The organism is Herpetosiphon sp. (assembly GCF_003512625.1).
Lineage (GTDB): Bacteria > Chloroflexota > Chloroflexia > Chloroflexales > Herpetosiphonaceae > Herpetosiphon > Herpetosiphon aurantiacus.
The window spans coordinates 1-26,284 of sequence record NZ_DOPT01000024.1; the positions used below are offsets into that span (position 1 = coordinate 1).

General features: G+C 51.3%; 23 protein-coding genes and 1 pseudogene. 13 read left to right on the forward strand and 11 right to left on the reverse strand.

All coding sequences use genetic code 11. The annotated features are described in order from the left end of the window. Positions 1 to 181: 181 nt before the first annotated feature. Positions 182 to 1,552, forward strand: a complete 1,371-nt coding sequence (locus DEF47_RS05600) for a cytochrome P450 (RefSeq protein WP_012190608.1) — start codon at positions 182 to 184, stop codon at positions 1,550 to 1,552. A 113-nt stretch (positions 1,553 to 1,665) separates the two neighbouring features. Continuing rightward, entirely contained in the window at positions 1,666 to 3,099 is a 1,434-nt protein-coding gene (locus DEF47_RS05605) for a glycoside hydrolase family 13 protein (protein ID WP_012190609.1), read from the forward strand. Between the two features lie 37 nt (positions 3,100 to 3,136). On the opposite strand, the gene DEF47_RS05610 is transcribed toward DEF47_RS05605, so the two are convergent. From DEF47_RS05610 to DEF47_RS05620, 3 genes are all read right to left on the reverse strand, one after another. Further along, positions 3,137 to 3,583 (reverse strand): methyltransferase family protein, encoded by a 447-nt coding sequence (locus DEF47_RS05610; protein WP_012190610.1) that lies wholly within the window; start codon positions 3,581 to 3,583, stop codon positions 3,137 to 3,139. Positions 3,584 to 3,677: 94 nt separating this feature from the next. After that, positions 3,678 to 5,342 carry a ribonuclease H-like domain-containing protein gene (locus tag DEF47_RS05615; protein ID WP_012190611.1) on the reverse strand — a complete coding sequence of 555 codons (1,665 nt, stop codon included), beginning with the start codon at positions 5,340 to 5,342 and terminating at the stop codon, positions 3,678 to 3,680. A 455-nt stretch (positions 5,343 to 5,797) separates the two neighbouring features. Next, positions 5,798 to 8,101: a lytic transglycosylase domain-containing protein gene (locus DEF47_RS05620; protein ID WP_287045019.1), complete on the reverse strand. Its 2,304-nt coding sequence runs from the start codon at positions 8,099 to 8,101 to the stop codon at positions 5,798 to 5,800. Between the two features lie 224 nt (positions 8,102 to 8,325). Between DEF47_RS05620 and DEF47_RS05625 the strand changes: the two genes are divergently transcribed. Further along, positions 8,326 to 8,691, forward strand: a complete 366-nt coding sequence (locus tag DEF47_RS05625) for a DUF4180 domain-containing protein (RefSeq protein ID WP_012190613.1) — start codon at positions 8,326 to 8,328, stop codon at positions 8,689 to 8,691. Here DEF47_RS05625 and DEF47_RS05630 read toward each other — a convergent pair. Beyond that, positions 8,688 to 9,590 carry an ATP-grasp domain-containing protein gene (locus DEF47_RS05630; protein ID WP_012190614.1) on the reverse strand — a complete coding sequence of 301 codons (903 nt, stop codon included), beginning with the start codon at positions 9,588 to 9,590 and terminating at the stop codon, positions 8,688 to 8,690. The two genes, DEF47_RS05625 and DEF47_RS05630, sit on opposite strands and share 4 nt — an antisense overlap. Before the next feature lie 635 nt (positions 9,591 to 10,225). On the opposite strand from DEF47_RS05630, the gene DEF47_RS05635 reads away from it, so the two are divergent. From DEF47_RS05635 to DEF47_RS05680, 10 genes and pseudogenes are all read left to right on the forward strand, one after another. Then, complete coding sequence (locus DEF47_RS05635; RefSeq protein ID WP_041304584.1) at positions 10,226 to 10,582, forward strand: NADH-quinone oxidoreductase subunit A; 357 nt, start codon at positions 10,226 to 10,228, stop codon at positions 10,580 to 10,582. Continuing rightward, positions 10,573 to 11,112 (forward strand): NADH-quinone oxidoreductase subunit B, encoded by a 540-nt coding sequence (locus tag DEF47_RS05640; RefSeq protein WP_012190616.1) that lies wholly within the window; start codon positions 10,573 to 10,575, stop codon positions 11,110 to 11,112. The genes DEF47_RS05635 and DEF47_RS05640 overlap by 10 nt, the downstream gene beginning before the upstream one ends. Before the next feature lie 152 nt (positions 11,113 to 11,264). Next, positions 11,265 to 11,780: an NADH-quinone oxidoreductase subunit C gene (locus DEF47_RS05645; RefSeq protein ID WP_012190617.1), complete on the forward strand. Its 516-nt coding sequence runs from the start codon at positions 11,265 to 11,267 to the stop codon at positions 11,778 to 11,780. 6 nt (positions 11,781 to 11,786) lie between these two features. Next, entirely contained in the window at positions 11,787 to 13,055 is a 1,269-nt protein-coding gene (gene nuoD, locus DEF47_RS05650; protein WP_012190618.1) for an NADH dehydrogenase (quinone) subunit D, read from the forward strand. Positions 13,056 to 13,068: 13 nt separating this feature from the next. Beyond that, positions 13,069 to 13,593: a complex I 24 kDa subunit family protein gene (locus tag DEF47_RS05655; RefSeq protein ID WP_012190619.1), complete on the forward strand. Its 525-nt coding sequence runs from the start codon at positions 13,069 to 13,071 to the stop codon at positions 13,591 to 13,593. A 98-nt stretch (positions 13,594 to 13,691) separates the two neighbouring features. Then, the gene (nuoF, locus tag DEF47_RS05660) at positions 13,692 to 14,960 is read left to right on the forward strand and encodes an NADH-quinone oxidoreductase subunit NuoF (RefSeq protein WP_012190620.1); all 1,269 of its coding nucleotides are present in this window, start codon (positions 13,692 to 13,694) and stop codon (positions 14,958 to 14,960) included. Between the two features lie 111 nt (positions 14,961 to 15,071). Continuing rightward, a pseudogene (locus tag DEF47_RS05665) lies at positions 15,072 to 15,443 on the forward strand (GxxExxY protein). Between the two features lie 85 nt (positions 15,444 to 15,528). Next, positions 15,529 to 18,270: an NADH-quinone oxidoreductase subunit NuoG gene (nuoG, locus tag DEF47_RS05670; RefSeq protein WP_012190623.1), complete on the forward strand. Its 2,742-nt coding sequence runs from the start codon at positions 15,529 to 15,531 to the stop codon at positions 18,268 to 18,270. A 3-nt stretch (positions 18,271 to 18,273) separates the two neighbouring features. Further along, the gene (nuoH, locus tag DEF47_RS05675; RefSeq protein ID WP_012190624.1) at positions 18,274 to 19,347 is read left to right on the forward strand and encodes an NADH-quinone oxidoreductase subunit NuoH; all 1,074 of its coding nucleotides are present in this window, start codon (positions 18,274 to 18,276) and stop codon (positions 19,345 to 19,347) included. A gap of 136 nt (positions 19,348 to 19,483) precedes the next feature. Then, positions 19,484 to 20,032 (forward strand): GNAT family N-acetyltransferase, encoded by a 549-nt coding sequence (locus DEF47_RS05680; protein ID WP_012190625.1) that lies wholly within the window; start codon positions 19,484 to 19,486, stop codon positions 20,030 to 20,032. 244 nt (positions 20,033 to 20,276) lie between these two features. On the opposite strand, the gene DEF47_RS05685 is transcribed toward DEF47_RS05680, so the two are convergent. From DEF47_RS05685 to DEF47_RS05715, 7 genes are all read right to left on the reverse strand, one after another. Beyond that, entirely contained in the window at positions 20,277 to 21,158 is an 882-nt protein-coding gene (locus DEF47_RS05685; RefSeq protein WP_012190626.1) for an SDR family oxidoreductase, read from the reverse strand. 96 nt (positions 21,159 to 21,254) lie between these two features. After that, positions 21,255 to 22,400, reverse strand: coding sequence for an NAD(P)/FAD-dependent oxidoreductase (locus DEF47_RS05690; protein WP_012190627.1), 1,146 nt, complete (start codon positions 22,398 to 22,400; stop codon positions 21,255 to 21,257). Next, complete coding sequence (locus DEF47_RS05695; protein ID WP_012190628.1) at positions 22,397 to 22,783, reverse strand: response regulator; 387 nt, start codon at positions 22,781 to 22,783, stop codon at positions 22,397 to 22,399. The genes DEF47_RS05690 and DEF47_RS05695 overlap by 4 nt, the downstream gene beginning before the upstream one ends. Positions 22,784 to 22,908: 125 nt before the next feature. Then, entirely contained in the window at positions 22,909 to 23,277 is a 369-nt protein-coding gene (locus DEF47_RS05700; protein WP_012190629.1) for a response regulator, read from the reverse strand. Between the two features lie 12 nt (positions 23,278 to 23,289). Beyond that, positions 23,290 to 23,688, reverse strand: coding sequence for a hypothetical protein (locus DEF47_RS05705; protein ID WP_012190630.1), 399 nt, complete (start codon positions 23,686 to 23,688; stop codon positions 23,290 to 23,292). A 138-nt stretch (positions 23,689 to 23,826) separates the two neighbouring features. Further along, positions 23,827 to 25,332, reverse strand: coding sequence for a S1 RNA-binding domain-containing protein (locus DEF47_RS05710; protein ID WP_012190631.1), 1,506 nt, complete (start codon positions 25,330 to 25,332; stop codon positions 23,827 to 23,829). Positions 25,333 to 25,538: 206 nt separating this feature from the next. Beyond that, the coding region (locus DEF47_RS05715; RefSeq protein WP_287045022.1) for a vWA domain-containing protein at positions 25,539 to 26,284 on the reverse strand (746 nt) is incomplete at its 5' end.

Below are 26,284 nucleotides of genomic sequence, written 5' to 3' on the forward strand. Positions count from 1 at the left end.
AACACTGCGGCGGGAGAGGGGAGGTTCCCCCTCGCCTCGCATGCGGGCTAGGGGGTGAGGGAATATTATCTTCAATAACCTCGCCTTAACTTTGTGCAATCCATCCCTAGTCAAGGCTCTTTGGTTCGTGTTATAGTGATAGGAGCGGTGTCAATTATTTTTAAGGATTTGCGGAGGTGTTATGACTGTTCAACAGATGCTCTGGAAGAGTGGCCCAACCGACGCGCCATTGCCCCCGGTTGCTGATGGCTCGTTTTTGGTGGGTAGTTTACAGGCAATGCTCAGCGATCCCATTGATTTTTTCGTTAAGCAATATCAAAAATTTGGCCCGATTTTTCGCGTCAAAGCCCTCAATAATAAATTTACTATCTTGGCTGGGCCTGAGGCCTGCCTCTTTTTAGCCCGTGAAGGCACTAAGCACTTTAGCTCGTGGGAAACATGGCACTCAATGGATGCTGAAATGGGTGCTTCGAAATCGCTGATTAGCGTCGATGGCGAGCAACATTCGCGACTGCGAGCCTTGCAAAAACGCGGTTATAGCCGCCAAACGATTGAAACGCAATTTCCCGAAGTGCTCAAGGTCGTTCATGGCTTCTTGGATCAATGGCAGGTTGGCACATCGAAAGCTACGGTAACTCAACTCCAACGGTTGATTACCGATGAATTGGGGATGTTGATTGCGGGCCAAGGCCCAGGTGATTATATTGATGATGTGCGGACATTTGTTCGAATTGCGCTCATGACCCACATCACGCGCCAACGCCCAAGCATTTTGCGCATGTTGCCTGAATATCGCCGTGCCCGCGACCGCAGCTTGGAATTAAGTAAGCAGGTGCTGAAAGCTCATCGAAGCGGCACACGCGATGCCAACCGCCCGCCCAGCCTGATCGACGATATTATCGCCGCGACCAATGACCCGAGCTTAATGCCTGAGGGCGATTTGGTTATGACTGCCTTGGGGCCATACATCGCAGGCTTGGATACGGTTGCCAACACCATGGCGTTCTTGTTGTATGTGCTGACCACCAAGCCCGAGCTATACGAACAAGTTGAGGCCGAAGCCGATGCACTGTTTGCCAATGGTGTGCCCGATCCAGCCGATTTGCGCAAAATGGAAGTGTTGCATCGCGTAGTGCTCGAAAACTTCCGCATGTATCCAATCGCGCCAGCCGTACCGCGCACCGTCAAAGCACCATTTGAGTTTGGTGGCTATCGCGTCGATGCAGGCACACGAACCTTAGTAGCAACTACGGTCGGCCATTTCTTGCCCGAACTCCACCCTGAGCCAGAAAAATTCGATATTGATCGCTATTTGGCTCCGCGTAACGAGCACCGCATTCCTGGGGCATTTGCACCATTTAGCACTGGCTCGCACACCTGTTTGGGCGCTGGCCTAGCCGAAGTCCAAATTATGCTGACCACTGCTGCCCTGTTGCACTATGCCAAGTTCGAAGCTGATCCAATCGATTATAAGCTGAAGAAAGTTTTTGCCCCAACCCCAGCCCCCGACAGTAGCTTCAAATTGCGCTTGGTCACACGCCGTAACAGCTAAATTAATCGAGTTAAAGCGTTGATCGGCATGGATACGAATCCATGCCGATTTTGTATTAGGGCTAATCGCTTGTGGTACCATACGCTGCGAAGCCACGATCAACAGGAGTAGCTATGACAACCAGCGATTGGCAAACGCCCGATTGGGTCAAACATGCCGTCTTTTATCAGATTTTCCCTGAGCGCTTTGCCAATGGTGATCGGACAAATGATCCGGCAAATGCGCAACCTTGGGGTACAAGCCCAACCTTGTATAATTATATGGGCGGCGATCTACAAGGAATTATCGATAAGCTTGATTATTTAGTGGATTTGGGCATTAATGCGCTGTATCTCAACCCAATTTTTCAAGCCACCACCTCACATAAATATAATACCTTCGATTATTTTAAAATCGATCCCCATTTTGGTACGCTAGAAACGTTTAAAACCTTATTGAATGAAGCGCATCGACGTGGCATTAAAGTTATTCTCGATGCGGTGTTTAATCATTGCGGTCGCGGCTTTTTTGCCTTTCACGATGTAATTGAAAATGGTGTGCACTCGCCCTACACCAATTGGTTTCATATCTCACGCTTTCCAATTCATCCCTATGAATCGCGCTATGCCGCTAATTATCGCACGTGGTGGGATTTTCGCGAGTTGCCCAAATTCAACACCGATAATCCGGCGGTACGCAAATATTTGCTTGATGTAGCTCGCTATTGGATTGAATTGGGTATTGATGGTTGGCGCTTGGATGTGCCAAATGAAATTGATGATCATAATTTTTGGCGTGAGTTTCGCACAATTGTCAAAGATATCAATCCTGAAGCCTATATTGTGGGCGAAATTTGGACTGACGGCTCAGCTTGGCTGCAAGGCGATCAATTTGATGCCGTGATGAATTATCTATTTCGCGATTTATGTACCGATTTCTTTGCTAGCTATCGGGTACGTGCCGCTGATTTTGCGGCTGGAATTGACCATTTAATTGTGCGTTATCAGCCCCAAGTGACCTATGTCCAATTTAATTTGCTTGGTTCACACGATACTGCGCGGTTTTTGAGTGTGGCTGAAGAAGCTGGTAAATGGGCTTTAGAGCGCATGAAATTGGCGGTTTTGTTCAAATTAATCTTTCCTGGTGCGCCATGTATCTATTATGGCGATGAAATTGGCTTGCATGGCGGCAAAGATCCTGATTGTCGGCGTTGTTTCCCGTGGGATCAACCGCAAACCTGGCAGACCGATCTCCAAGCTTGGACCAAACGCTGGGTTAAGTTTCGCCATGAGCATACAGCCTTGCGCACGGGCCATTATGCGACGCTGTTTGCCGACAACGATATGAATATTTTTGCTTGTGCCCGTTGGGATGAGCAAAGCCAATTTGTGATTGTGCTGAATAATAACGAAACACCTTGGACACTCGATTTGCCGTTGCATGCCCAATTACCAAGCGTCACTCATTATCGCGATGTGCAAACTGGCGAGTTGTATAGCGTGGCCGAGGGTAAAATTCGCGAGGTAGCATTGGCTCCGTGGAAGCATTTGGTATTACAAGCTGAATAGTTAAATTGGGCTGCCCAGCGGCGTGCAGCCCAATTATTTAAATCCAGCGGCGAGTTTGGGCTTGATAAGCGCTGTACTGCTCGCCAAACTTCGCCAGCATCGCCCGCTCTTCAAAGGCAATATACCAACGATCAACAATAATGACGAACGCGATAACCAGCACCAAATTTGAGATTGCCGCACCAAGCAACAGGGCGATGCCCAATAAACTGAGGCCAAAGCCCAAATACATGGGGTTGCGGCTCCAACGAAACCAACCTGAAATCACCAAGCGATCAGGCTGGCCGAAGGTCATAATATTCGTGCCCATTTGGCGAAAATGGCGGGCACTGCTGATTGCGACGGCCAAACCAGCAATCCCAATCACCAAACCAAGCCAATTAAACGGCATTGGCACTAAAAGCGCAATTGGCCAAAGCCAGCGAGATGCCAGCATGAGGCCAATCGTCAACAAAAAGAGCCTTGGTGGGAGTAATTTTTGCATAGCCAGCGATTCCTTTCCACAACAACTGCTGCTCAATCTAGCACAGCCGTTGCAGCCATGAAACCAGCAAACTATGGCCTATCTATTAACATTATTAATCATCAGCTCGTAGCCAAGCCAAAATTTTCCAGGTCGCGCGGCAATCGGCCTCTAAATAACGGCTGAGTAATTGCATTTCAGCGCTAGTGCGCGGGTTGGGCTGGCGATAGGCATACCAACCAACTAACTGCGCTTGGGAGCCATCGGCTAAATCGCTGGGCCAGGCTGGATCATATTGGGCATCGAGCGCGGCCAACGCTTTGGCGATGCTCTTGAGCGAATAATCCCAAGCGCCAGGCACAGCACAGGCATTATCGACCAAAACATTTTTCAAATCGAACCATGGCAAATTGAGCAACAGATGATCGCTGGGCAGTTGATGACGGGCCGCAGCATGGCGACATTCAACTGGCTCAGCGTTATGCCAATGGTAGAGCACCGCTTGATCAAGTTGCTGATTGGTTTGGGCTTGTAAAACGGCGATAAATTCAGCCAAGATTGCTTGCTCAGCGAGATGATCTTCGCGCTCAGCAATACACTCGTGATAGTGCCACTCACCGTTTGCCAGCCAGCCAATCCCAATCATAAAAATCATGGGCGTGCCTTGGAGCGTGGGCCATTGCTGCTCAAAATTTACATTCAGATTGCTGAAAAACTCAAAATCAACAAAAAACTCGTAAGGTCTGGTGGTTGGTGCAATGCCTTGGGCGCGTTGCGCAAGGCCAGTATGGTTGGCTTGCATAATGGCCTTCATTGGGTCGGGATACTTCATCACGCCCTTGGGCAGGCTTTGGCTAGCGGCGTTCATGAGGCTGGACAAGCTGGTAATGCCAGCTTTGACCAATTTTTGTTGGGCCGCTGCCCCTATATTCCAGAGCCGCAGCATCTCGCCACCTGGCTGGCGTTGGCGAATTTGGGCACGGGCTTTGCCCCAACGTTCATCGTTAACATTCGGGTTCAGTTGCACAATCGGGTCGTTCCATGGCAGATATTGGCCGCCATCGCGCACAATCTCGAAATAGCGCTCACAGTTTTGGCGAATATCGGCATCAAGTGGCTGCCCAAGCTGAGCCTCAATTGGAATCGAAATTGGATTATGCAAGCGATCACGGGTAATTAAGAAGGCATGTTGTGGCATGATGCCCTGAATCTGGCCTAGCATATAACTATACATACGAGTTTGAGCGCTGTAGCAACTCAAATCAGCAGCTTTTTCGCGCTTTTCAAGGTTGCTTGAAAACTTCAAATCAAGCACCAAATAATGTTCAGTTTCGCCGACCAAATGCGCCAATTCAGGATATTGCTGGCGAAACCACGAGCTAAGCACAATCAGATCGGGCGTGCCAAAAATTCGCTCAGCAGGCCACCACAAGGCTGGTTGGGCAATCACTGGCGTTCTAGCCTCAATCAGGTCGAGGGTTTGAGCGACACGATGGGCTTCGCGGCCTTCATAGGGTTCGACGCAAACTTGAACTGCATTGGGCGCGACGCGTTGCAGCCAAGCCAGCTCAAATTGATGACCTTTTTCGGCCAGAAAATCGATAAAGGCATAACTGAGCGTTTCAGGCGCAAAGCCATGTGCCGCTCCATGATGCTCTAGCCAAATCGCGGCTGGGTCATTTAAGTAGAGCGAGCGAATTTTGGTGGGCGGTAGCCAATCGTTGCCTACCACCGTTTGGTTTTGTAACAATACCCGCAGAGCATCCGACACTCGTAGCATACAACATCCCTCTGGTACGCTGGCAAATTGGGCTAAGCATACCATAAGACAAGGATGAGGGATGAAGGATGAAGGATGAATAAAGAGCAATGGGTTTTTAACGCAGAGGCGCAGAGGATGAATGGCTATGGGCTATGTGTAATGGTTTATCGCATTAACAACGGTCAGAATGCCCTCACCCCCTAGCCCCCTCTCCCGCACACGAGGTGAGGGGGAACCGCTCGGGCAGTGCTCCCCTCGCCCGCCGCCGTGGGAGAGGGGCTGGGGGTGAGGGCATAAACCATGGTTGTCAACCGATTGAACCATTACAGCTATGGGCTATCGGAATGTTTTAATCATTTCAAAAATTCTCTACTCCAAAAGCCTAGAGCCAAAAGCCGATAGCCTAATCTCCCTTCGTGCCCTTCGTGGATCAAAACTCCCTATGTTCTATGCTCTATGTTCTTTGTTCTTGCTTATGGTTGCTGATACAAGCGCCGATAGGCTCCATAGTTGGCATAAACTACTTCAACATAGTGGCGAGTTTCAGCATAATCAATAATTTCAATAAAACGGTCGGGATCAGCCACCACGCGACCATCAGCCCAACGCTCGGCATTACCAGGCCCACCGTTATAGGCGGCAAACGCGCCGGGTAGGCTGCCACTCATATATTCGATTTGAGCATCGATATAATAAGCTCCAAAACGAATCGAAGTCACCGGATTATACAAATCATCGACGCTAAAGCCCTCAATGCCTAAATTCTGGGCGATGCCCTCGCCAGTGCTGGGCATCACTTGGGCCAAGCCACGCGCCCCCACCCATGACGTTGCATTTGGATTAAAAATACTCTCTTGGCGCATCACTGCATACAACACCCGTGGATCAAGCCCAAACTCTTGGCTTTTGGTCACAACCGCGCTGGGATACGGTGTTGGATAGAGCAATTGGCGAATCGCGACACTTGGCTCGCCTGCCTCAATTGGCGCAAGTTGCACCAACTTTTGAGCTGTAGTCACGGTAGCATAGGGCATATCGCTGCGTAAAGCGGCCAAAGCAACCCGATAAATGCTAAATGGATTATTCAAGGCAGCATCACGTGCGGCAATCCACTCGGCTTGGGCTTCGCTATGCAAATCGGTCCAGCTTAGTTCTTCGGCGCGTAAACTATATGGCTCAGTATCTAAGGTGGCGCTGGTTGGTGCAGTTGACCAACTAGCGATCCATTGCCAACCTGCTTGTTCGGCCTCAGGGCTAATTGGCGAGCCAATCGGCAGTTGATCGCCATCGTTAATGTTGAGGGCATCGGCAACCCGTGCCGCATAATACGAATTTGGATCAGCTGATTGAGCCGAACGTAGCAATTGCTCGCCTTTTTCCCGATTGCCACGGCTAATTTCCAAGCGCCCCAGCCAATAATAGCCTTCGGCGCGAGGCGGCCCAATATTGCTATCGCCTAATAATTGCCAAACTGCTGCCGCCTGCTCAACCTGCCCCGTATCCCAGGCATAACGGCCTGCGGCGTGCAAGGCTTGCTGGCCTTCGTGGCTCCAAGGGTAGCGCTGGCCAAGCATAATTTGCGCATTGGCTGTGGCTGCCGGATCGCCGCTCCACGAGGTAATTTCGACGACGCGGCGCAAAGCTTCGGGTGCTAACGGATCATCGGCATAACGCTCGGCAAAATCGAGATAGGCCAAACGTGAGCCTTCACGATCACCCGCTTGGCCTTGGGTTTGAATCGCATCAAGTCGTGCTTGGCGGCCAATCGGCAACTCGGCAAAACGCTCGGCAATACTATTAAATGCTGCTTGTGCACCAGCATAATCATCGAGCTGGCGCAAGGCCAAAGCCCGTTTGCGCTCGATTTCGGCGGCTTCTTCGCCACTCAGGCCATTGGCCAGCACTTGGTCGAACAAACTGATCGCATCAAGATATTGACCATGGTTATAGGCAATCCCAGCGGCGGCCAGCACTGGGGTTGATTCGCCCAAAGCTGCCAGTTCATCAATCGCAATTGGAGCTTCGCTCAAGGTTGGGTGTTGGTTAATGATTTCGCGCAGCCATATTCGGGCTTGTTCAGTTTTGCCCAAGCGCTGAGCACGTCGCGCTGCATCAAGCAAGGTCGTTGAACGGAAACTTGGGGTTCGGGCAAAGCTCAAAATAACTTCGAGTTGAGTAAGTGCTTGCTCGGCCTGCCCCGTTTGATCATAAAATTCTAAGGCTTTGTTTAAGCTGGCGACCCGCTGCGGCCCAGCCATATCGTAGCGTCCGCTGGCAGCATAGGCCGCAATCGCTTGCTCGGTTTGGTTGGTTGCTTGCAGTTGGGCGGCACGGCGCTGAGCTGCATAGCCACTCAACAAGCCTTTAAGATCTTCATATTGTTGATAGGCCTCGATCGCGATCGCATGGTCACCTTGAATTTCAGCGACCCGTCCCAGCAAAAAGAGCGCCCGCAAATGCCATTGATCGTGGGTTTGCTCGTTGATAAAGGAAGTTAATTGCGACCATGCAGCAGCCCAATCTTGGCGTAAGAAGGCACTATAGGCTACCCCAAATTTGGCTACCCGCGCTTCGGGCGCATCGGGGTATTGCAATAACACCTGTTGATAATCGCTCAAGGCCAAATCAACTTGGTCGGCTTGCTGATGTTGCTCGGCTTGCTGCAACAATTGGGCAGGGGATGGTAGCGGCGTGGCGGTTGGTTGACCGACGACATCGCGGCTACAACTGGCTAGCAGTAGCACAATCAAGGCTACGTGTGGAATTTTTTTCAGCATAAGAATCTCATCGCGCTTCATGGCAGCCATTGTAGCATAGCGACCCTGCAAACTCCGTGCCAACTGGCTAAGAACTTGATGAGATTTTGCAGTATTTTGCTTAACAATCGCCAAATCCCGCTTGATACCTAGACCAAATGCGCCCAAAGCCCTAGCTCAATCGCTTAAGTATGTGGTTCAATAGCACCATTAATCTTTGAAACGCGAGATAAGGAGCGCTTTCGATGAAGCTTGAGCTTGTGGAAAAACCACCCCTGCGCTATCTGCTCGGGCCGCAGCAACAACCAGTTTTGCAAACAATAGGTGAAATTAACTTGCTCTTGGAGCATTGTTTTGGCGAAGATTGTCTGAATCTGGCGTTATATGCTGAAAACCTAACCCCAGGCTTTTTTGATTTAAGCACCCGTGAGGCGGGTGAAATTTTGCAAAAACTCCGTCAGTATCATGTGCAATTGGCAATTATTGTTGATTTGAGCCAACAAGCCCATAGTCAATATTTTGCCGAGATGGCAGGCGAGGAAAACAAACAAGGCCATTGTTATTTCTGTGCAACCCTTGCCAAAGCCGAAGCTTGGCTTGCCCAAGATTAGATAGTCAACTGTTGAGCCAAGGCTTGCAATAGTTCCTGGGCATCAGCATGATCGGGCAAACCCGATACTTGTGCATCGCCAAGTTCGATAATCAGCCAATCGCCTGTTTGGGTCAAGGCCAGATCCAATGTCCAAAAGCGACTTTGGATTTGTTGGGCCAGCGCGGTATAGCGCGACCAATCAGGGGTTGGCTGGCTCGGTTGATGATCCCAGTAGGGCGTAGCCCACAACAGCGTGCCATCAAGCCAAAAGCTGCGATACTCGTAGGCCAAGGCTAAGCCACTTTGCTGGTGTGTTTGCCAAATCTGCAATGGATGCCATGCCCGCAGCACCACCCCACCAACCAAAGCCTCAGCTTGGCGCTCAATAAACGTCTGAATCACGCGGGCACTTTGGGCTTGGTCGCTAGCATTGGGAATGAAACAAGCTTCATACCATTCATGTTTACGCGATTTCACATAGTCTTTGATGATCAACGCTTGCTGATTAAAATAGACTGCTGCTTGGGCAGCAATGCTGGCAGCATCCAAGCCTTGGGATTGAGGAAAAACGAGACTTGCTGGCGTTTGGTCGCCAAGCAAGGGCAACACATTCGGCAAATGATGACAAGCGGCATATGCAGCAGGATCGTTAATTAATTGATAGTTTTTAGCCGCCAAGCCCTGTGCGAGTTGTTGATACTGGGCAAGGCTGAGCATCCAACCACGATAGATGGCGAGAGTTGGCGCGGAAGCAACAGGCACACGGCGTAAGGCCTGCTTGATCGCACCATCAAATAAAGCCTCAAGATCGATGACCGCCCAAGCTAGCCTAAGTTGGGCGGAGGCAGCAACTTCCGCAGCATATGCAGCATCAACATGCGGCAAATTAAATGGCTCGGCAGGAAAAAGGATTAGCATAATGGATAATTATAATTGATCCACGAAGGATAAAGAGCTAGGCTATTGGCTTTTGGCTATTGGAGCAATTGTTGGTATTTCCAAGCAATCTCCTCCAGCCCATCGCTGTAATGGTTTATGAGATTGGCAACCGTTCTTGTTCCCTCACCCCCTGACCCCCTCTCCCGCACGCGAGGCGAGGGGGAGTTTTTGCGAATGGAAGGTTTTCGCAAGCATGACCCGTTCCCGCACGCGAGGCGAGGGGGAACCGCTCCAACCGTGCTCCCCTCGCCCGCCGCCGTGGGAGAGGGGCTGGGGGTGAGGGAACGTGACAATTGGTTGTTTATGCAATGAACCATTACCCATAGCCTCTAGCCTATTGCCACTAATTGCTCTGCGCCTCTGCGTTAAAGCTAGCCCCTCGCCGCTGCCCCCTGATCCCTAAACCCGTTTTTGACTTCTGACTTTTGACTTTTGACTTTGTGCGCTACTCAAAATTGGCTGAATCGGGTATGATAGGCATTAGAACGCAAAGTCAATTTAGCCGCGTCAGGTTGCCGCAAAACGCGGGTGAGCGTACTTTGTCCTTTTTGACACAATCATCAATAAGGATATAATTCGTTATGCCGATTGTGTCCGTGCCGGAGGAGCAGCTTATGCTACGGCCATTTTTGCCGATCTTCATTATCTTTGTTGTTGGGGTGGTGATTCCCGTGGCAGCCTTGGTGCTGTCGGCCATCCTTGGCCCCAAAAAAGCAACAAAGCGCAAACTCATCCCTTACGAATCAGGGATGACCCCGCTGGGCGATGCAATGCAACGGATGCCAGTCCGTTTCTATGTGGTTGCCATGCTGTTCATCTTGTTCGATATTGAAATTATCTTTTTAATGCCCTACGCACTTTATTTCCGCCAAATGGGCCTATTTGGGCTAGCCGAAATGGGCGCATTTATGGGCATTCTGCTAGTTGGCTTTGTCTACATCTGGCGGAAAGGGGCGCTCCGATGGGATTAGAAGAAAAAGCTGGCGATTTGGGGATTGTTACGACAACCCTCGAAGGTGTCGTCAACTGGGGTCGCACCAAGGCGATGTGGCCGATGTTGTTTGGGTTGGCTTGCTGTGCCATCGAAATGATGGCCGGTCAAGCCTCAAATTACGATATGTCACGCTTTGGGCTGGAGTTGATGCGGGCCTCACCGCGCCAAGCCGATTTGATGATTGTGGCTGGGCGGGTCAGCCGTAAGATGGCTCCAGTGTTACGCCGCCTCTACGACCAAATGCCCGAACCCAAGTGGGTTGTGGCCATGGGCGATTGTGCCTCGTGTGGTGGGGTCTACAACAACTATGCGATCGTGCAAGGTGTTGATGAAATTGTGCCAGTTGATGTCTATGTGGCTGGCTGCCCACCCCGCCCCGAAGCCTTGATCGACGGGATTTTGCAATTGCACGAGAAGATCAAGCGCGACAAAATCACCGATCACGCCGATGGCAAGCCGATTCGGATCGAACAAGCAGAACGTGGCGCACTTAAGCCACTTGGCTAAATGTCGCCAATCTGTCGTGGGGCAATGGGCCTTGATCACCGGCGATCAAGCGCTAAGGCATTGCCCTACGTTGTATTTGGTGCCACCATTACGCTGGCAACGCCCTGTTGCAGCGTCTCGCCGTGGCTGCGTCACTCTTCATTGAGGAAGCTATGATTGATAGAGCAACCTTGGAGCAGCGCGTTTCTGCCCAATTCCCTACCGTTCGCATTGGCGATGAATCCGGCGATTTGTGCTTGACCGTCGAACGCCAACAATTGCCTGCACTGGCTGGTTGGCTGCGCGATGAGCCAGATCTCGCGTTTACCTTTTTAAATCAATTATGTGGGGTCGATTACCTGGGGCGTGATCCACGCTTTGAGGTGGTTGTTCATTTGACCTCATTTCAAAATAAAATGCGGGTAACGTTGCATATCGAAGTACCCGAAGCTGATCCAACGATTCCAACCTTGGCTCGGCTCTTTCCAACTGCCAACTTCCAAGAGCGCGAAACCTACGATATGTTTGGCATTATCTTCACCGGGCATCCTGGCTTGGAACGTATTTTGATGCCCGAAGATTGGTTAGGTCATCCCCAGCGCAAGGATCATCCCTTGGGCTATGAGGAAGTGGCCTTCACCCACAACGAAGATTGGATTTACGCCAATAAGCCCTTCGCGAAGGAGTAATGCGCTATGGTGATGCACGCACATGCGTATCCCGATATTGAAATTCCAACACCTTCGCAAATTGCGGCGGTGGCATTAAATAACGAGCCTGATGAAAACGGCGAGCAATCCATGGTGCTCAGCATGGGGCCACAACACCCTTCAACGCACGGGGTGCTACGGCTAGCCGTCGAACTCAATGGCGAAAACGTGGTGCAACTGGCTCCCGACGTGGGCTTTTTGCACACCGGCATCGAAAAAACCATCGAAACCAAAACCTACACCAAATCAATTGTGCTGACCGACCGCATGGATTACCTTGCGCCGATGTCGAACAATATGGTGTATGTGGCGGCGATTGAAAAATTGATGCAGCAAGATGTGCCAGAACGCGCCCAAACCTTGCGGGTGTTGTTGCTGGAACTGACGCGGATCAACTCGCACTTGGTTTGGTTGGGCACGCACGCGCTCGACTTGGCCGCGATGAGTGTGTTTTTTTATGCAATGCGTGAACGTGAGTATATTCTCGATATTTTCGAGATGCTGACTGGCGCACGTATGATGACCAGCTATTTCCGCGTTGGTGGTTTGGCATGGGATATTCCAGCCGACTTTATTCCAACTGTGGAAGATTTCTTGACCCACTTTTTGCCCAAGGTCGATGAATATGAAGATTTGTTGACCAATAACTTGTTGTGGAAACAACGCACCAAGGGCGTAGGCGTGGTCAATGCTGCTGATGCAATTGCCCTCGGCTTGTCGGGCGCGAACCTACGGGCCAGCGGTGTCGATTGGGATTTGCGCAAAACCATGCCCTACAGCGGCTACGAAACCTACCAATTCGATGTACCAGTCGGCCAAGCTGGCGATATTTACGATCGCTATCGCTGTCGGGTGCAAGAAATGCGCGAAAGCGTCAAGATTGCCCGTCAAGCGATCGAACGCGTCAAGCAAATGCATGGCCAGCCCTATGTGACCGAAAATCGTAAGGTTGCGCCACCACCCAAGAGCGAAATTACCTACAGCATGGAATCGCTCATTCACCACTTTAAGCTGTGGACGGAAGGCTTCCGCCCACCGCGTGGTTCGGCCTATGCGGCAATCGAATCACCACGAGGTGAAATTGGCTGTTATGTGGTGAGCGATGGCACTCCCAAACCATGGCGTGTCCACTTCCGCGCACCGTCATTTATTAATTTGCAAGCCTTGCCCCACATCGCCAAAGGCAAATTGATGGCCGACTTGGTGGCATTGATTGCGAGCATCGATCCGGTGCTTGGTGAAGTGGATCGTTAAGAAGGAGCTTAGGGTGCTGTACGAACAACACAAGGCTGAAATTGATGAAATTTTGGCCCGCTATCCTGTAGATCGCAAACGCTCGGCCTTGTTGCCGTTGTTATATTTGGCGCAAGATGTCTATGGCCGCTTGGATCGCGATTCAATTCGCGAAGTGGCCGAGATTCTCGATTTGCCCTATACCGATGTTTTTGAGGTCGTAGGTTTTTATACACTCTTTTATAACGAAGAAGTTGGCAAGGTTGTGCTCGATGTCTGCGACGACGTGCCATGCTGCTTCTGTGGTGCTGAAGAGTTGGTCGCCGATTTGGAAAATCGCCTAGGAATCAAAGCTGGCGAAACCACCAAAGATAAGGTTTTCACCTTGCGCCGCGTGAAATGTATTGCTGCTTGCGATCAAGCCCCAGTGCTGCAAGCCAACTTAGAGTTTCACAACCGCGTCTTGCCCGATAAAGTTGAAGCCATGCTCGCCAAGCTGCGCAACGATGTCGAATCTGGCAAGCCCGTGAGCATCTCTGGCCGCCTTGCAGAACGCTAAATCAAGTCAAATGGCAAAGGGCAAAAGGCAAAAAGTTTAATTTATCGAACTTCGAGCTTTTGACTTTTGACTTCTGACTTCTGACTTTTGGAGTGCTTATGCCTAAGACAGAACTCAAAGAATATATTGTGATGCGCAATCGCGAAATTGAAAATATTCGCGATCTTGATGTGTATCTGGCAAGTGGTGGGTATGCGATGGCCAAGCAAGCCTTGACCAGCATGACCCCAGCCGCAATTATCGACGAAGTAAAAAAATCGGGCTTGCGCGGTCGTGGCGGCGCTGGCTTCCCGACTGGGGTTAAATGGAGCTTCGTTCCCAAGGAATTAAACCCCAAATATTTGGTGGTCAACGCCGATGAGAGCGAGCCAGGCACGTTCAACAACCATGAAATTATCGACGAAAATCCCCATCAATTGCTCGAAGGGATTGTAATCAGTGCCTTTGCAATTGGCGCGAACGTCGCCTATATCTACATTCGCGGCGAATTTGCCTATGGCGCACGTTTCCTTGAGCAAAAAATTGCTGAAGCTCGCGCCCGTGGCTTGATCGGCAAGAATTTGTTTGGCACTGGCTACGATGTGGAAATTTATGTCCATCGTGGAGCTGGCGCTTACATTTGTGGCGAAGAAACCGCCTTGCTCGAATCGCTCGAAGGCAAAATCGGCCAGCCACGTTTGAAGCCACCCTTCCCTGCTGTCGCTGGTTTGTATGCCAAGCCAACCGTGGTCAACAACGTTGAAACCTTGACCAACGTGCCACGGATTATCGAAAAAGGCGCTGATTGGTTCCGCTCGTTCGGCACCGAAAAATCGCCTGGCACCAAAGCAGTTTCAATTAGCGGCCACGTCAAAAAACCTGGCAACTATGAAATTCCCTTGGGCATCACGATTCGCGAGTTCATTTTCGATTGGGCTGGCGGTATGCGCGACCCTAATTTGCCATTGAAGTTCATTATCCCAGGCGGTGCTTCATCCAACTGGCTAACCGAGCAACACCTCGATTTGCCAATGACGTGGGATGATATGGCCGCTGCGGGAACGATGCTCGGCTCAGGCGCGATGGTCGTGCTCGATACCTCGGTTCCAGTGGTGCGAGCAGCCTTGAAGGTTGACGAATTCTTCAAACACGAATCGTGTGGCAAGTGTTCGCCCTGTCGCGAAGGCACGCACTTCTTGGTCAAGGTGTGGGAGCGGATCGACGAGGGCCACGGGCGGGTTGGCGATATTGAATTATTGGCTGATGTTGGCAAGCAAATGCTTGGCAAGTGTTTCTGCCCACTGGGCGATTCATCAGTTTCAGCCGTCAATAGCGCGATCAAATTCTTCCGGCCTGAGCTTGATGCAGCGATCGATGCACAACACTAAGCATTATTGATCGTTTCAGTTGAGATATCGCGCAAATTTTTAGCCACAGATTGACACAGATGACACAGATGACCATCGACTGGCATTGTGCGAATCACCAAAGGTGTCAAGATGCCTAAATTTATACACGGTGAGTTGACCTACACGCTTATTGGGGCCGCGATGGAAGTTCATCAGCAACTTGGGCCAGGTCTGCTAGAATCGGTATATCAAAAGGCCTTAGCTTATGAGTTGCAACAACGCCATGTTCTTTTTGTCGAACAGCAACATTTGCCTGTTTAGTATAAACAAATCGTTGTTGGGGATTTTATCGCAGATTTTGTGGTTGAGCAGAGCCTCATTATTGAGATTAAAGCAATTGATAAATTGCATCCCAATCATGTTGCGCAAACCCTTAATTATTTAGCAATTACACGCTTGAACATTGCCTTGTTACTTAATTTTGGCAGTACATCATTGCAATACAAGCGTTTAGTGCGCTAAATAATCTAATCTGCGCTAATCTGTGGCTAAAAAGTTCGTGGCTAAAAAATCTTGAAACGTACTTTATACAAGAAAGGGCAGCCTCATGCCTGATATGGTTACGTTGACGATTGATGGGCAGACGGTCTCGGTGCCAAAAGGCACCTTGGTCGTCGAAGCTGCCCGTCAAGTCGAAAATCTGATTCCGGTGTTCTGCTATCACCCCAAAATGGCTCCCGTTGGCATGTGCCGCATGTGTGTGGTCAAAGTGGGCACGCCCAAGATGGACCCCGCCACCCGCCAGCCAGTCGTTGATGCTGATGGCAAATCAGTGATTGCGATGATGCCACGCTTGCAAACCGCCTGTACCACGCCTGTCAGCGAAGGTATGGTTGTGGTTACTCAAGATGCCGAAGTTGAGCACGCCCAACGTGGTGTTTTGGAAGCCTTGCTTACTAGCCACCCACTCGATTGTCCAGTTTGCGATAAGGGCGGCGAATGCCCATTGCAAAACTTGACCATGGGTTGGGGGCCAGGCAAAACCCGCTTCGACTACAACGATAAAGTTCACTTCGAAAAGCCAGTGCCACTGGGCGATTTAATTTACCTCGACCGCGAACGCTGTATCTTGTGTGCTCGCTGTGTGCGCTTCCAAGATGAAATTGCTGGCGATCCGGTGCTTGGTTTCTACAATCGTGGCCGCGCTTGGCATATCATCTCACAATCCGACCCCGAATTTGATAGCAAGTTCTCAGGCAACACCACCGACATCTGTCCGGTAGGTGCGTTGACCTCAGCCGACTTCCGCTTCAAAGCCCGGGTTTGGGAATTGCAGCCAATTCCAACCGTTTGTAACCACTGCTCGGTTGGCTGTAACATGACCTTCGATACCCGCTCGAACGAAATCAAACGGGTGATGCCCCGCGAAAACGATGCAGTCAATGAAATTTGGCTGTGTGATCGTGGACGCTTCGGCCATCACTTCACCAGCAGCCAGCAACGCCTGACCACGCCATTGGTGCGCAAGGCCGGCAAATTGCAAGAAGCCAGCTGGGAAGAAGCTTTGACCTTGGTTGCGCAACAACTTGATGGCATTCGCAGCACGACTGGCGGCAAGGCCATCGGCGGTTTGGCAGGCACATCGTTGGCCAACGAAGATCTCTACGCCTTCCAACGTTTCTTCCGCGAAACGCTTGGCTCGGCTAATCTCGATCATCGCTCAGGCTCGGTCTTAGACTTGCCGCTTGATGATGTTGGCGCACTCTATGGTATTCGCAGCGGTACTGATCTTTCAACGCTTGGCAAAGGCACGGTTGTGCTGGTATTCGGCGCTGATCCCGAAGAAGAAGCACCAGTTCATTTGTTGCGGATTCGCGGCATCAACACTCGTGGCGGCAGCGTGATTACGCTCAATGGTCGCCCAACCAAACTCGATAGCATCGCCAAGCAAGCTTTGCGCTACAAATATGGCAGCGAAAGCAGCGTGTTGGCCGCTTTGCTCAAGCCATTACTCGATAGCACCCCAGCCGATGGCAAACGTGCGACCTTGCGTGGCTTCAACGATTTAGTTGCCGCACTCAAAGGCTTCAATCTCGATGAAAACGCCAGCGGCATTAGCGCCGATAAGCTCAAAGCGGTCGCCGATTTGATTGGTGCTGCTGAAAACTTGGTGATTTTCTATGGCCGCGATGCCTTGACGGCTGGCGCAAGTGTGCCTGCTGGCTTGGCCAACCTCTTGGTGATGACCCGCAAAGCTGGCGCTGCCAATAGCGGATTGATCAGCCTGCTCAAAGGCGCGAATGCCCGTGGCGCACTCGATTTGGGCGTGCGACCTGATCGTGGGCCAAATTATGCAGCCTTGAATAATGCTGGGCTTGATGCCAAGCAAATGCTCAGCGCCGCCCGCGATGGCAAACTCAAAGCCTTGTATGTGGCTGGAGTTGATCCCGTTGGCGATAATCCTGCTGCCGCCGATAGCTTGAAGAAGCTTGATTTGTTGGTCGTGCAAGAATTGTTCTTGACCGAAACCGCCAAAATGGCCGATGTGGTCTTGCCAGTCTTGAGCGTTGCTGAGCGCGAAGGTACTTATACTAACGCTGAACGCCGCGTCCAACGCTTCCGACAAGCAATTCGCCCAACGCTGAATGCTCGCCCCGACTGGCAAATTTTGCAAGCCTTGGCCAACCAATTGGTTTCCGATGCGGTGTTGAACGTGGCTGGTGGCGATAAGAGCCGCAAGCAAGCTCGCCGCGAAGAAGATAAAGCTCGCGTGCGTACCGAATGGAATTACGCTTCGCCAGCCGAAATTCTGATGGATATTCAGACCAATGTGCCAAGCTACAAAGGTGTGAGCTACGCCTCGATGCAAGGCCCAACTGGCCAATGGGGTCGCCAAGCCAACGAAAATTACTACTTCGATGGCACTTCCTACCAAAATACTGGTGGGTTGGGTGTGCAATTACCAGCGGCAGTTGAAACCAGCACAACCTTGAGCTTGCAACCATTCAGCATCAACACCCCAGCTAGCGTTGCCGACCGCCCATGGACCTTGGTTGGCGCAACCTTCTTGTATGATGATGCTGGCTTGATGACCGACACAACCTTGTTGAGCAACCGCAAGGCTAAGGCCGTGGCAGCGCTCAACCCAGTTGATGCCGACAAACTTGGGGTCAAAAATGGCGAGCGGATCACCGTTAGCTCGGGCCGTGGCAGCCTCAGTTTGCCAGTTCACCGTACCAAACTTGCGCCCGAAGGCGTGGTAGTCGTACCTGTTGGGGTTAATAATGTCGGCTTGGTCAGCGTCGTCGAAGGTGGCGCAACGCCAGTAGCCATTCGACGGGAGGCCTAAGCCATGCAAGATCGCTCAGTATGGGTGATGATTATCCACGCGGTGGTATTAGCATTTGCGGCCCTGACCAGCTTTGCTTATCTCACCTTGATGGAACGCAAAGTCTTAGCCAAGTTGCAACATCGGGTCGGCCCTAACCAGGCTGGCCCCAATGGCTACTTGCAACCATTGGCTGATGCTGTTAAGTTGATGTTCAAAGAAGATATTATGCCATCGCTGGCCGATAAATGGGTCTTTATTATTGCCCCAATTTTGGCCACGATTCCGGCAATTGTGATCTTCGCAGTGATTCCACTTGGCCCTGATTTGGTGGTTTTCGGCGAACGAATTCCTTTGGCATTCGCTAGTTTGAATATTGGCTTGCTCTATTTCTTGGCGGTAACTTCAATCGGCGTGTATGGGATTACCCTCGCTGGTTGGGCCTCGAATAACAAATATTCAATGCTGGGTGGGGTTCGTTCAGCCGCCCAGATGATCAGCTATGAATTGGCCTTTGGGCTTTCGGTGCTGGTTCCAGTGATGTTGACCGCCTCGCGCTCAGCCGATGGCCTTGGCTCGCTCGATTTGGTTCAAATGGTCAATGCGCAGGCTGGCACATGGCTAGGCTTTATTCCCAAGTGGTTTGTCTTTACGCCAACCGGCTTTATTGCCTTCTTCTTGTTCTTGATTGCGGCCACCGCTGAAGTGACCCGCGCTCCCTTCGACTTGGTTGAAGCTGAACAAGAGTTGGTCGGTGGGTATGCCACCGAATATAGCTCGATGAAGTTTGCCTTGTTCTTCATGGCCGAATATATGAAATTGATCGCCATGAGCGGCTTTGCAGCGACGATGTTCCTTGGTGGTTGGCGCTTGCCCTACCTCGAAGACATTGCGGGCAACTGGGGCGCGTTGGTTGGCTTCTTGGTGATCGCCGCCAAAATCTTCTTCTTCTTGTTCTTGTCGATCTGGGTTCGCGCCAGCTTGCCACGGATTCGCTACGACAAACTGATGGATTTTGGTTGGAAGCGCTTGTTGCCAGTTTCCTTGGCAACGGTTGCCGCAACCGCTGTCATCATCGTCTTGACCAACCCACTCTAAGCACAACTTGTAAATAGTTCCCTCACCCCCTAGCCCCCTCTCCCGCAAGCGCGGAGAGGGGGAATTTTGTGCTCTGCAAGATTTTAGCCTGCTCAAGGCTCATTGCACCTACATTTTAGATTTCAGGAGAATGGCGATGCTGTTACGTCAAACCGCACGGCTTCAATTGCATGTGCTCGAAGAATACGATGCCCAACGGGCATTGGAGTTCTATCAGGCGAATGCCGAATTTCGCCAACCTTGGTCGCCAACCATGGATGCGAGTTTTCTGACGCTTGACGGCCAACGCGAACGCCTACGCAGCGATCGGATTAGCCGCGATCGTGAGCAAGGTCTTGCGTTATGGCTGACCGAAATTGATCAACCTGAGCTAGTTGGAATGGTGGCCTTGCGCAATATTGTGCGTGGAGCGTTTTGGTCGTGCCATCTTGGCTACGAAATTCACAACGCCTATGCCAAACGTGGCTATATCAGCGAGGCTTTGCAGGCGGTTGTGGAATATGCGTTTGTGGATTTACGTCTGCACCGCATCGAAGCCAACATTATGCCGCGCAACCAACATTCGATTGGGGTTGTTGAGAAATTAGGATTTGAGCACGAAGGCCTCGCCCGTAAATATCTCAAAATCAATGGCACGTGGGAAGATCATATCCATTATGTGCTTTTGAATGCAGCAGTTGAGTAAGAATCAAATCAAAAGTCAAAAGGCAAAAATCAAAATAAGCTATCGAAATAGTTTCAACCAATTTAGATGGTTGACTAGGGTGTGAGGATTCAGGGTCGAGGGATAAAGAGTTTGAAACAGGGTGCTTTAAACTGATCCCTAATCCCTGAATCCTAGCACCTTCGTGCTCTTCGTGTTCTTCGTGGTTAAATTCCACCCCTTTTGCTCTACACGCTTTTTGCCTTTTGACTTCTGCCTTTTGATTTTATCCTTGTTCTAAGACTTTGGCATAATACGCGCCCCAATTGGGCTGACGGCCATCAACATCGAAGAAGCCATATTCTTCCATCAAGGTCCAAGAAGCCCAGGTTTTGCCAGCTTTTTGAGCAATGTTGGAGTCGCTGGCCAAAGCTACAATTGCCCGACCCAGATAGTAGGGCGTTTCTGATTCGCTGTAATGAGGATCTTTGGCGATGGCATCACGCCAGTTTTCCTCGCTGACCCCAAAATAATCAAGCATTTCTTCAGAGCGCAAAAAGCCTGGAGTCACGGCTAAGGCTGTCACACCATGGTCTTTCAAATCTTCGTGCATACCAACAGCAATCCGCATAACACTGGTTTTGATCAAGTCGTAGATGCTATGGCCGCGATAATTCAGCGTATCGCCATCGGTAACTTCGATAATCAAGCCCTGACCACGGGCAACCATCAGCGGCGCTGCATAAAACGAGGTAATTAAGTGGGTATCGATTGAGTTATGTACGAGGTTTAGATTGGTGTGAATATCGCCTTGCCAAAACTTCTGCTCCCAAACCAGTGCATGTTGGCCACCCCAAATATCATTCACCACAATATCGAGTTGACCAGATTGCTCAGTGTTAATCCGTTGAATCAAGGCTTCAACTTGGGCAGGATCGTTATGATCAACTTGGATGGCAATGCCCTGACCACCAGCCGCCGTCACCATTTCAGCAGTATCGTCGATTGTTTCAGTTCGATTGATTGGCGAACGTTGATTGCGGGTCGTGCGGCCTGTACAATAGACGGTTGCGCCAGCCTCGCCCAAACTTACCGCGATGCCACGGCCACAACCACGGGTTGCCCCAGCCACCAAGGCGACTTTTCCGACTAAAGGTTTGGTTGTCATCAGGGTGATCCTCCTAAAACAACAATCGCACGAACGCAGAGTGTAATGCACAGAGCACAATCACTCAACGGTCGTGCGACCGATGTTTGAGCCTGATCAACTGAACAGGTGGGCAGTTTCGCTAAAACGTCGAGCGCTAAACAAGGCAGCAGGTGTGCCAGCCAACTCGGCTAGCAGTTCATCGGCGGCAACCAAGCCTAAGCCAAGGCCATGGCCGCTAAACCCCACAGCAAAGGCAATTCGGTCATCGCGGCGTAAACGCCCAACCAAGGGGCGATGATCGGGTGCAAAGCCCATTGTGCCCGCCCAACGTCGTTCAATCGGCGCAGCGGCAGCCTCAGGGAAGTGGCGCTGCAAAAAGCCATCAAGCAAATCTTGGATCAACGGTGTTGTGCAATCGGCAAAGGTTTGCTCTTCAGCAACCGCGCGATTACGAAAACCACCCAGCACCAAATTGCCAGCAGGCGTTTGCTGAAAATAGGTAAAGCCATAATCGCAATAGCAGGCTTGGCTCAAAATTGGCTCGATTGGAGCGGTTGCCAACAACTGGCCACGGGCCGGAATCACCAACTGACTAAATTCAGGCAACAGCAGGCCTGTCCAAGCGTTAGTTGCCACCAAAACCCGTTGGGCTAGCCAATTGCCAGTCCGTGACCGCACCAACACGCCATCAGCAGTTGATTCAAGCGCGTAAACCTCGCTAGCTTCATAGAGCTGTGCGCCGCTTTCGCGTAGGAGCGCCGCAGTCAACAAGGCGGCTTGAATTGCACCATCATCGGGGTTGTGCAACGCGCCCCAAAAACCACGCTTGGTTGGATCTTCGGCGTGCCATTCGGTGCTAAAACCATCTTCATGCATCAAGGCTGCCGCATGGGCTAGCTCGGCATGTTCTTGCTCGCTATAGGCAAAAATTAACGAACCACAACGCCGTACCGGTGAGCCAAGCTTGGTCGCCCATTCGATCATCAACTCACGATTACGAATCGTTGTGCGCCACAAGCTTTGGGCTAAATCGCGGCCATATTCAGCGCAAGCCGCCTGATACGAATTGGCAATGCCAGTCAATAGCAAGCCACCGTTGCGCCCCGAAGCGCCGCCAGCAACGTGACGGGCATCGAGCACAACGTCGGCTTGGCTTTGCAGCGCTAAGTACGAGCCAATCAAGCCCGCACCAATCACCAAGGTTTGTACAAGCTGGGGCTGGGCTGTTGGCTCAGGGGTTTGCCACAGCCCAACACTCATACTTTGCCCAGCACTTCCTTGATAATTTGCTCCAGGCGATCAAGCGAGAAAGGCTTGGTCAGGAAGTAATCAACGCCAGCAGTGCGGGCAGTTCGCTCGACCTCAGGAGTTGCATAAGCCGTGATAATGATCACCTTCGTGTCAACATAATCTTGCTTGACCACTTGGGTTAGCTGAGTTCCAGTCATACCTGGCATGTTATGGTCGGTGATCAATAAAGGGCAGGAGCGTTCAGTCAGCACCCCAAGCGCATCTTGGGCACTATTGACGGTGACAATATCGTAACCACCAGTCAAATCGCGCATAATCCGATGCAAAATGATCAAGATATCAGGTTCGTCTTCAACCAAAATAATAGCGGGGTTGCGAACAGCATTCGTCATCGTCGCCTCCACAAAGGTACCTCTAAGCGAGCGTAATTAAACTTTTTTCAGGTGCAAACGTGCGCCATAAAAACAGATGCAGTATAACGGATAGCGCGATCTTAGGCAATGCACGAAACTAGTACTTAGCTTGCGCTTGGCTGGCGTACTAGGGTAGCAATTAAGCCCGGGAGATCACTACTGAATTTGGAATTTGCCACCACTTTATCACAACCCGCCTCACGGGCAGCCTTTTGGCGCTCGACATCAACATGTGAGCCAAAAGCCAGCACTGGCAAGTTGGGGTCTAAGGCCTTAGCAGCTTTTACCAGCGCACTGGTTGCCGTGGTTTCACCGCGCAGATCAACAATCAACAACGCCAAATCTGGCGCTAAAGCTTGTTGGGCAGCGGCCAAACTATCGGCAACTAAGGCCTGATAGCCCAGTTGTTGCAGCACATCGCGCACGCGTACCCCGAACATTAAATCTGGCACATAGGCCACAATTGTTGACATGAGGATTTTTCCTTATTCTAGTGAGCTTTTTTGCAGGGTGCGTTTGGCGATATAGTTCGCTGCCAAAGCCGCGCCCAGCGTTGCCACACATTGGGTAATCAACATTGCTAGGGTAAAGCTATTTTGCTCCAGCGGCGAATCAAACAACATCAGCAAGCCCCAACCGCCAACCAACGCGCCCGCTGGCGTGGGGTTTTCCAACGATAGCCGACCAGCCACGCCACCGCCAATCGTGGTCATCAAGGCGGGCAAGATCAGCGCCACCACAATATGCAACGGATTATTCAATTGAATATCGCTGATAGTGCTAATATCGAGCGCAGCATAGCCAAGCGGCACAATCAGCATGGTCAAGAAATAATCAACCATCCAACCAGCAGCGCTGGCCCAAATCATGCGAAACGTCCGCATGGCATCCAATCCTCACAACATAAAATCCAGTAGCTATCAAACGTCGCTAATGCTTGATAGGTTGCACTAAGTATACGCTTAAATGCCAACAGGGATGAGCCAAAGCCCATCCCTGTTGCTTGAAGCTTCACAACGAATTTAGTCTTCTTGTGAATCGCGCAAGGTGCGGCGAATTGCATCGCGGCGGGCGCGTGATTCACGATTTTCAAATCCGTCTTCTTCTTCTTGTTCAGGCTTTTCGTAGCGACGGCGAGCTGAACGGCGATCATCGTGGCCTGAACCAAACTTCGACAACAAGTCGTCGAGGGTTGCATTACCACCAAAATCTTCTTCTTCAGTTCCACCAACGCTATAGATTTCAGGTTCGCGGGCTGGGCGGTCGCGGCGGTCGTTACGACGGCCACCGCCAGGGTTGCCACCAGGGTTACCACCACCAACAGCGCGGCGTTCTTCGCGTGGGCGTTCTTCACGGCTTGCTGGGTTTGTCCAGTCGCGATCCAAGCGTGATGAGCCACTGGTTGAGATGGGGGTGGTTGGAGCTTCTTCAACCCGCATGGTCAAGCTGATCCGTTTTGAATCGGGATCGACTTCCAACACGCGAACTTTGACTGGATCGCCAACTTTAACCACATCGTCAACTTTGCCAACCCGACCTTCGGAAAGCTCTGAGATGTGGACCAAACCATCGCGGCCAACGCCAAGGTCAACAAATGCGCCGAAAGGAGCAATCCCGCTGACTTTGCCATCGAGCACGGTGCCTGGAGCAATCACATCTAAGTTAACTTCGCGGCGGCGTGGGGCTTTTGGCCGTTCTTGGAAATCTTCCTTGGCGCGGCGCAAGCTCAAGCTAATGCGTTGAGCGCCAGTGTCAACTTCTAACACGCGGAAGGTGTAGCTTTGGCCAACGGTGACAGCATCTTCAGCTTTTTCCACGCGGTTTTCTGAAAGCTCAGAAATGTGAACCAAGCCATCTTTGCCAACACCGATGTCAACGAACACGCCGAATGGCGCGATGCCGTTAACCGTACCATCAACCAAATCGCCTGGCTTCAATTCGCCCAATTTGTCGTTGTTGACTTCAGGGCGCTTGGGAGCGCGGCGGCGGCCTTCTGAACGAGGCGAGCGCATTGTCAAGCTGATACGGCGAGCATCTGGATCAACACTCTTGACGCGAACTTTGACAATATCACCAATTTGCACAACATCGGTTGGTGATTCGATGCGTTGGTCGCTCATTTCTGAGATGTGAACCAAGCCATCGCGGCCAACGCCAATGTCAACAAACACACCGTACAAGGCGGTGCTGGTGACCTTACCATCAAGCTCCATCCCAGCGTGCAAGTCGGCCAAACGACGTGGCGTAGTGCCATCTTCGTCGCCGCTTGGTTCAAAGGTTGCGCCAGCTTCTTCGGTAGCTTCATCATCGCCACCTAAGCCAACTCGCTCTTTGACTTCAGCCAAGACTTCGCTCGCTTTTTCGCGGGCTTCAGCCAATGCTTCGCCAATTTCTTCCTTCACTTCGGCCAATTCTTCCTTCACTTCGGCGACTACTTCGCGGGCTTTGTCGGCCAGCTTTTGCAATACGCCCTCTTCTTGTTCCTCTCCACCGTTAGTCGCGCTGACATTTTGCGCTTCGTCCGTCATTCGAGCAGCCTCCATAGCAGATCACATGCGTTTCCAACCCAATACCGCAGCCTTCGCGACCTTGTTGTTGCCATGTTGGGTGGCATAGCAACGCAAGATCGTGCCATCAAATCCAACTAATGGTGCTTCAGCTCAATGATTGTGGGGAAACGCTGCATTCACAATCATCAGAGTAAAGACCAAAATGTATCGTCGAGCTACACGTACTAAATATTAATACGTGATAATTCTTGGTGTGAGCGTACCAGTTCAGCGAGGCCAACACTCAGTTCTTCCAGTTGATAATACGAGCCATTCAAGCGATCAGCCAGCTCTTTGGCAAGGCCGCGATAGAAATTTGGCAATTCAGTATCAATCACCACGGTCGGAATTTGTTGGCTGGCGATAAACTCGGCCAGTTGGTAGGCTTCTTGTTGTGGTGGCTGTCCAGTCATCGAGACATTGGCATGACCATCAGTCAACAACACCATCAAGGGTAAAATTTCGCGATCGCGCAATTTGGCTCGCGCTAATAATTCAAAACCAGCCATCATCCCACGACTGAGCGGGGTTTTGCCACCAGTTGGCATCGTGCGCAGGCGTTGCTGAGCCATTTCGACGCTGTTGGTGAGTGGCAAGAGCACCGTCGCCCGATCACGGGCAAAGCTCACCAAGCCAACCAAGTCGCGCCGTTGATAGGCATCGCGCAACAACGAGAGCACTGCCGCTTTGGTCGCTTGCATCCGCGTTTCGGCGGCCATCGACCAGCTGGCATCAACCACAAAACAAACAGCATTGCGGGTGCGGCGAACCCGCACTTTTTCGCGTAAATCGCTGCGATGCAACACCACAGCCCGTTTGATATGCGGCTGGCGGCGTTGGCGTTGGAAGGGTGCGGCCACCCGTAGCGTCGCATCAAAGGCCACATCAGTTAATTCGCCGCGTGGCACGCGACTGGTGATATAACGGCCTT

Bases quoted from the DNA above. Each gene is read 5' to 3' on its own strand.
- DEF47_RS05600 (WP_012190608.1), top strand. From the start codon at position 182: ATGACTGTTCAACAGATGCTCTGGAAGAGTGGCCCAACCGACGCGCCA.
- DEF47_RS05605 (WP_012190609.1), top strand. From the start codon at position 1,666: ATGACAACCAGCGATTGGCAAACGCCCGATTGGGTCAAACATGCCGTC.
- DEF47_RS05610 (WP_012190610.1), bottom strand. From the start codon at position 3,583: ATGCAAAAATTACTCCCACCAAGGCTCTTTTTGTTGACGATTGGCCTC.
- DEF47_RS05615 (WP_012190611.1), bottom strand. From the start codon at position 5,342: ATGCTACGAGTGTCGGATGCTCTGCGGGTATTGTTACAAAACCAAACG.
- DEF47_RS05620 (WP_287045019.1), bottom strand. From the start codon at position 8,101: ATGCTGAAAAAAATTCCACACGTAGCCTTGATTGTGCTACTGCTAGCC.
- DEF47_RS05625 (WP_012190613.1), top strand. From the start codon at position 8,326: ATGAAGCTTGAGCTTGTGGAAAAACCACCCCTGCGCTATCTGCTCGGG.
- DEF47_RS05630 (WP_012190614.1), bottom strand. From the start codon at position 9,590: ATGCTAATCCTTTTTCCTGCCGAGCCATTTAATTTGCCGCATGTTGAT.
- DEF47_RS05635 (WP_041304584.1), top strand. From the start codon at position 10,226: ATGCTACGGCCATTTTTGCCGATCTTCATTATCTTTGTTGTTGGGGTG.
- DEF47_RS05640 (WP_012190616.1), top strand. From the start codon at position 10,573: ATGGGATTAGAAGAAAAAGCTGGCGATTTGGGGATTGTTACGACAACC.
- DEF47_RS05645 (WP_012190617.1), top strand. From the start codon at position 11,265: ATGATTGATAGAGCAACCTTGGAGCAGCGCGTTTCTGCCCAATTCCCT.
- nuoD (WP_012190618.1), top strand. From the start codon at position 11,787: ATGGTGATGCACGCACATGCGTATCCCGATATTGAAATTCCAACACCT.
- nuoF (WP_012190620.1), top strand. From the start codon at position 13,692: ATGCCTAAGACAGAACTCAAAGAATATATTGTGATGCGCAATCGCGAA.
- nuoG (WP_012190623.1), top strand. From the start codon at position 15,529: ATGCCTGATATGGTTACGTTGACGATTGATGGGCAGACGGTCTCGGTG.
- nuoH (WP_012190624.1), top strand. From the start codon at position 18,274: ATGCAAGATCGCTCAGTATGGGTGATGATTATCCACGCGGTGGTATTA.
- DEF47_RS05680 (WP_012190625.1), top strand. From the start codon at position 19,484: ATGCTGTTACGTCAAACCGCACGGCTTCAATTGCATGTGCTCGAAGAA.
- DEF47_RS05685 (WP_012190626.1), bottom strand. From the start codon at position 21,158: ATGACAACCAAACCTTTAGTCGGAAAAGTCGCCTTGGTGGCTGGGGCA.
- DEF47_RS05690 (WP_012190627.1), bottom strand. From the start codon at position 22,400: ATGAGTGTTGGGCTGTGGCAAACCCCTGAGCCAACAGCCCAGCCCCAG.
- DEF47_RS05695 (WP_012190628.1), bottom strand. From the start codon at position 22,783: ATGACGAATGCTGTTCGCAACCCCGCTATTATTTTGGTTGAAGACGAA.
- DEF47_RS05700 (WP_012190629.1), bottom strand. From the start codon at position 23,277: ATGTCAACAATTGTGGCCTATGTGCCAGATTTAATGTTCGGGGTACGC.
- DEF47_RS05705 (WP_012190630.1), bottom strand. From the start codon at position 23,688: ATGCGGACGTTTCGCATGATTTGGGCCAGCGCTGCTGGTTGGATGGTT.
- DEF47_RS05710 (WP_012190631.1), bottom strand. From the start codon at position 25,332: ATGACGGACGAAGCGCAAAATGTCAGCGCGACTAACGGTGGAGAGGAA.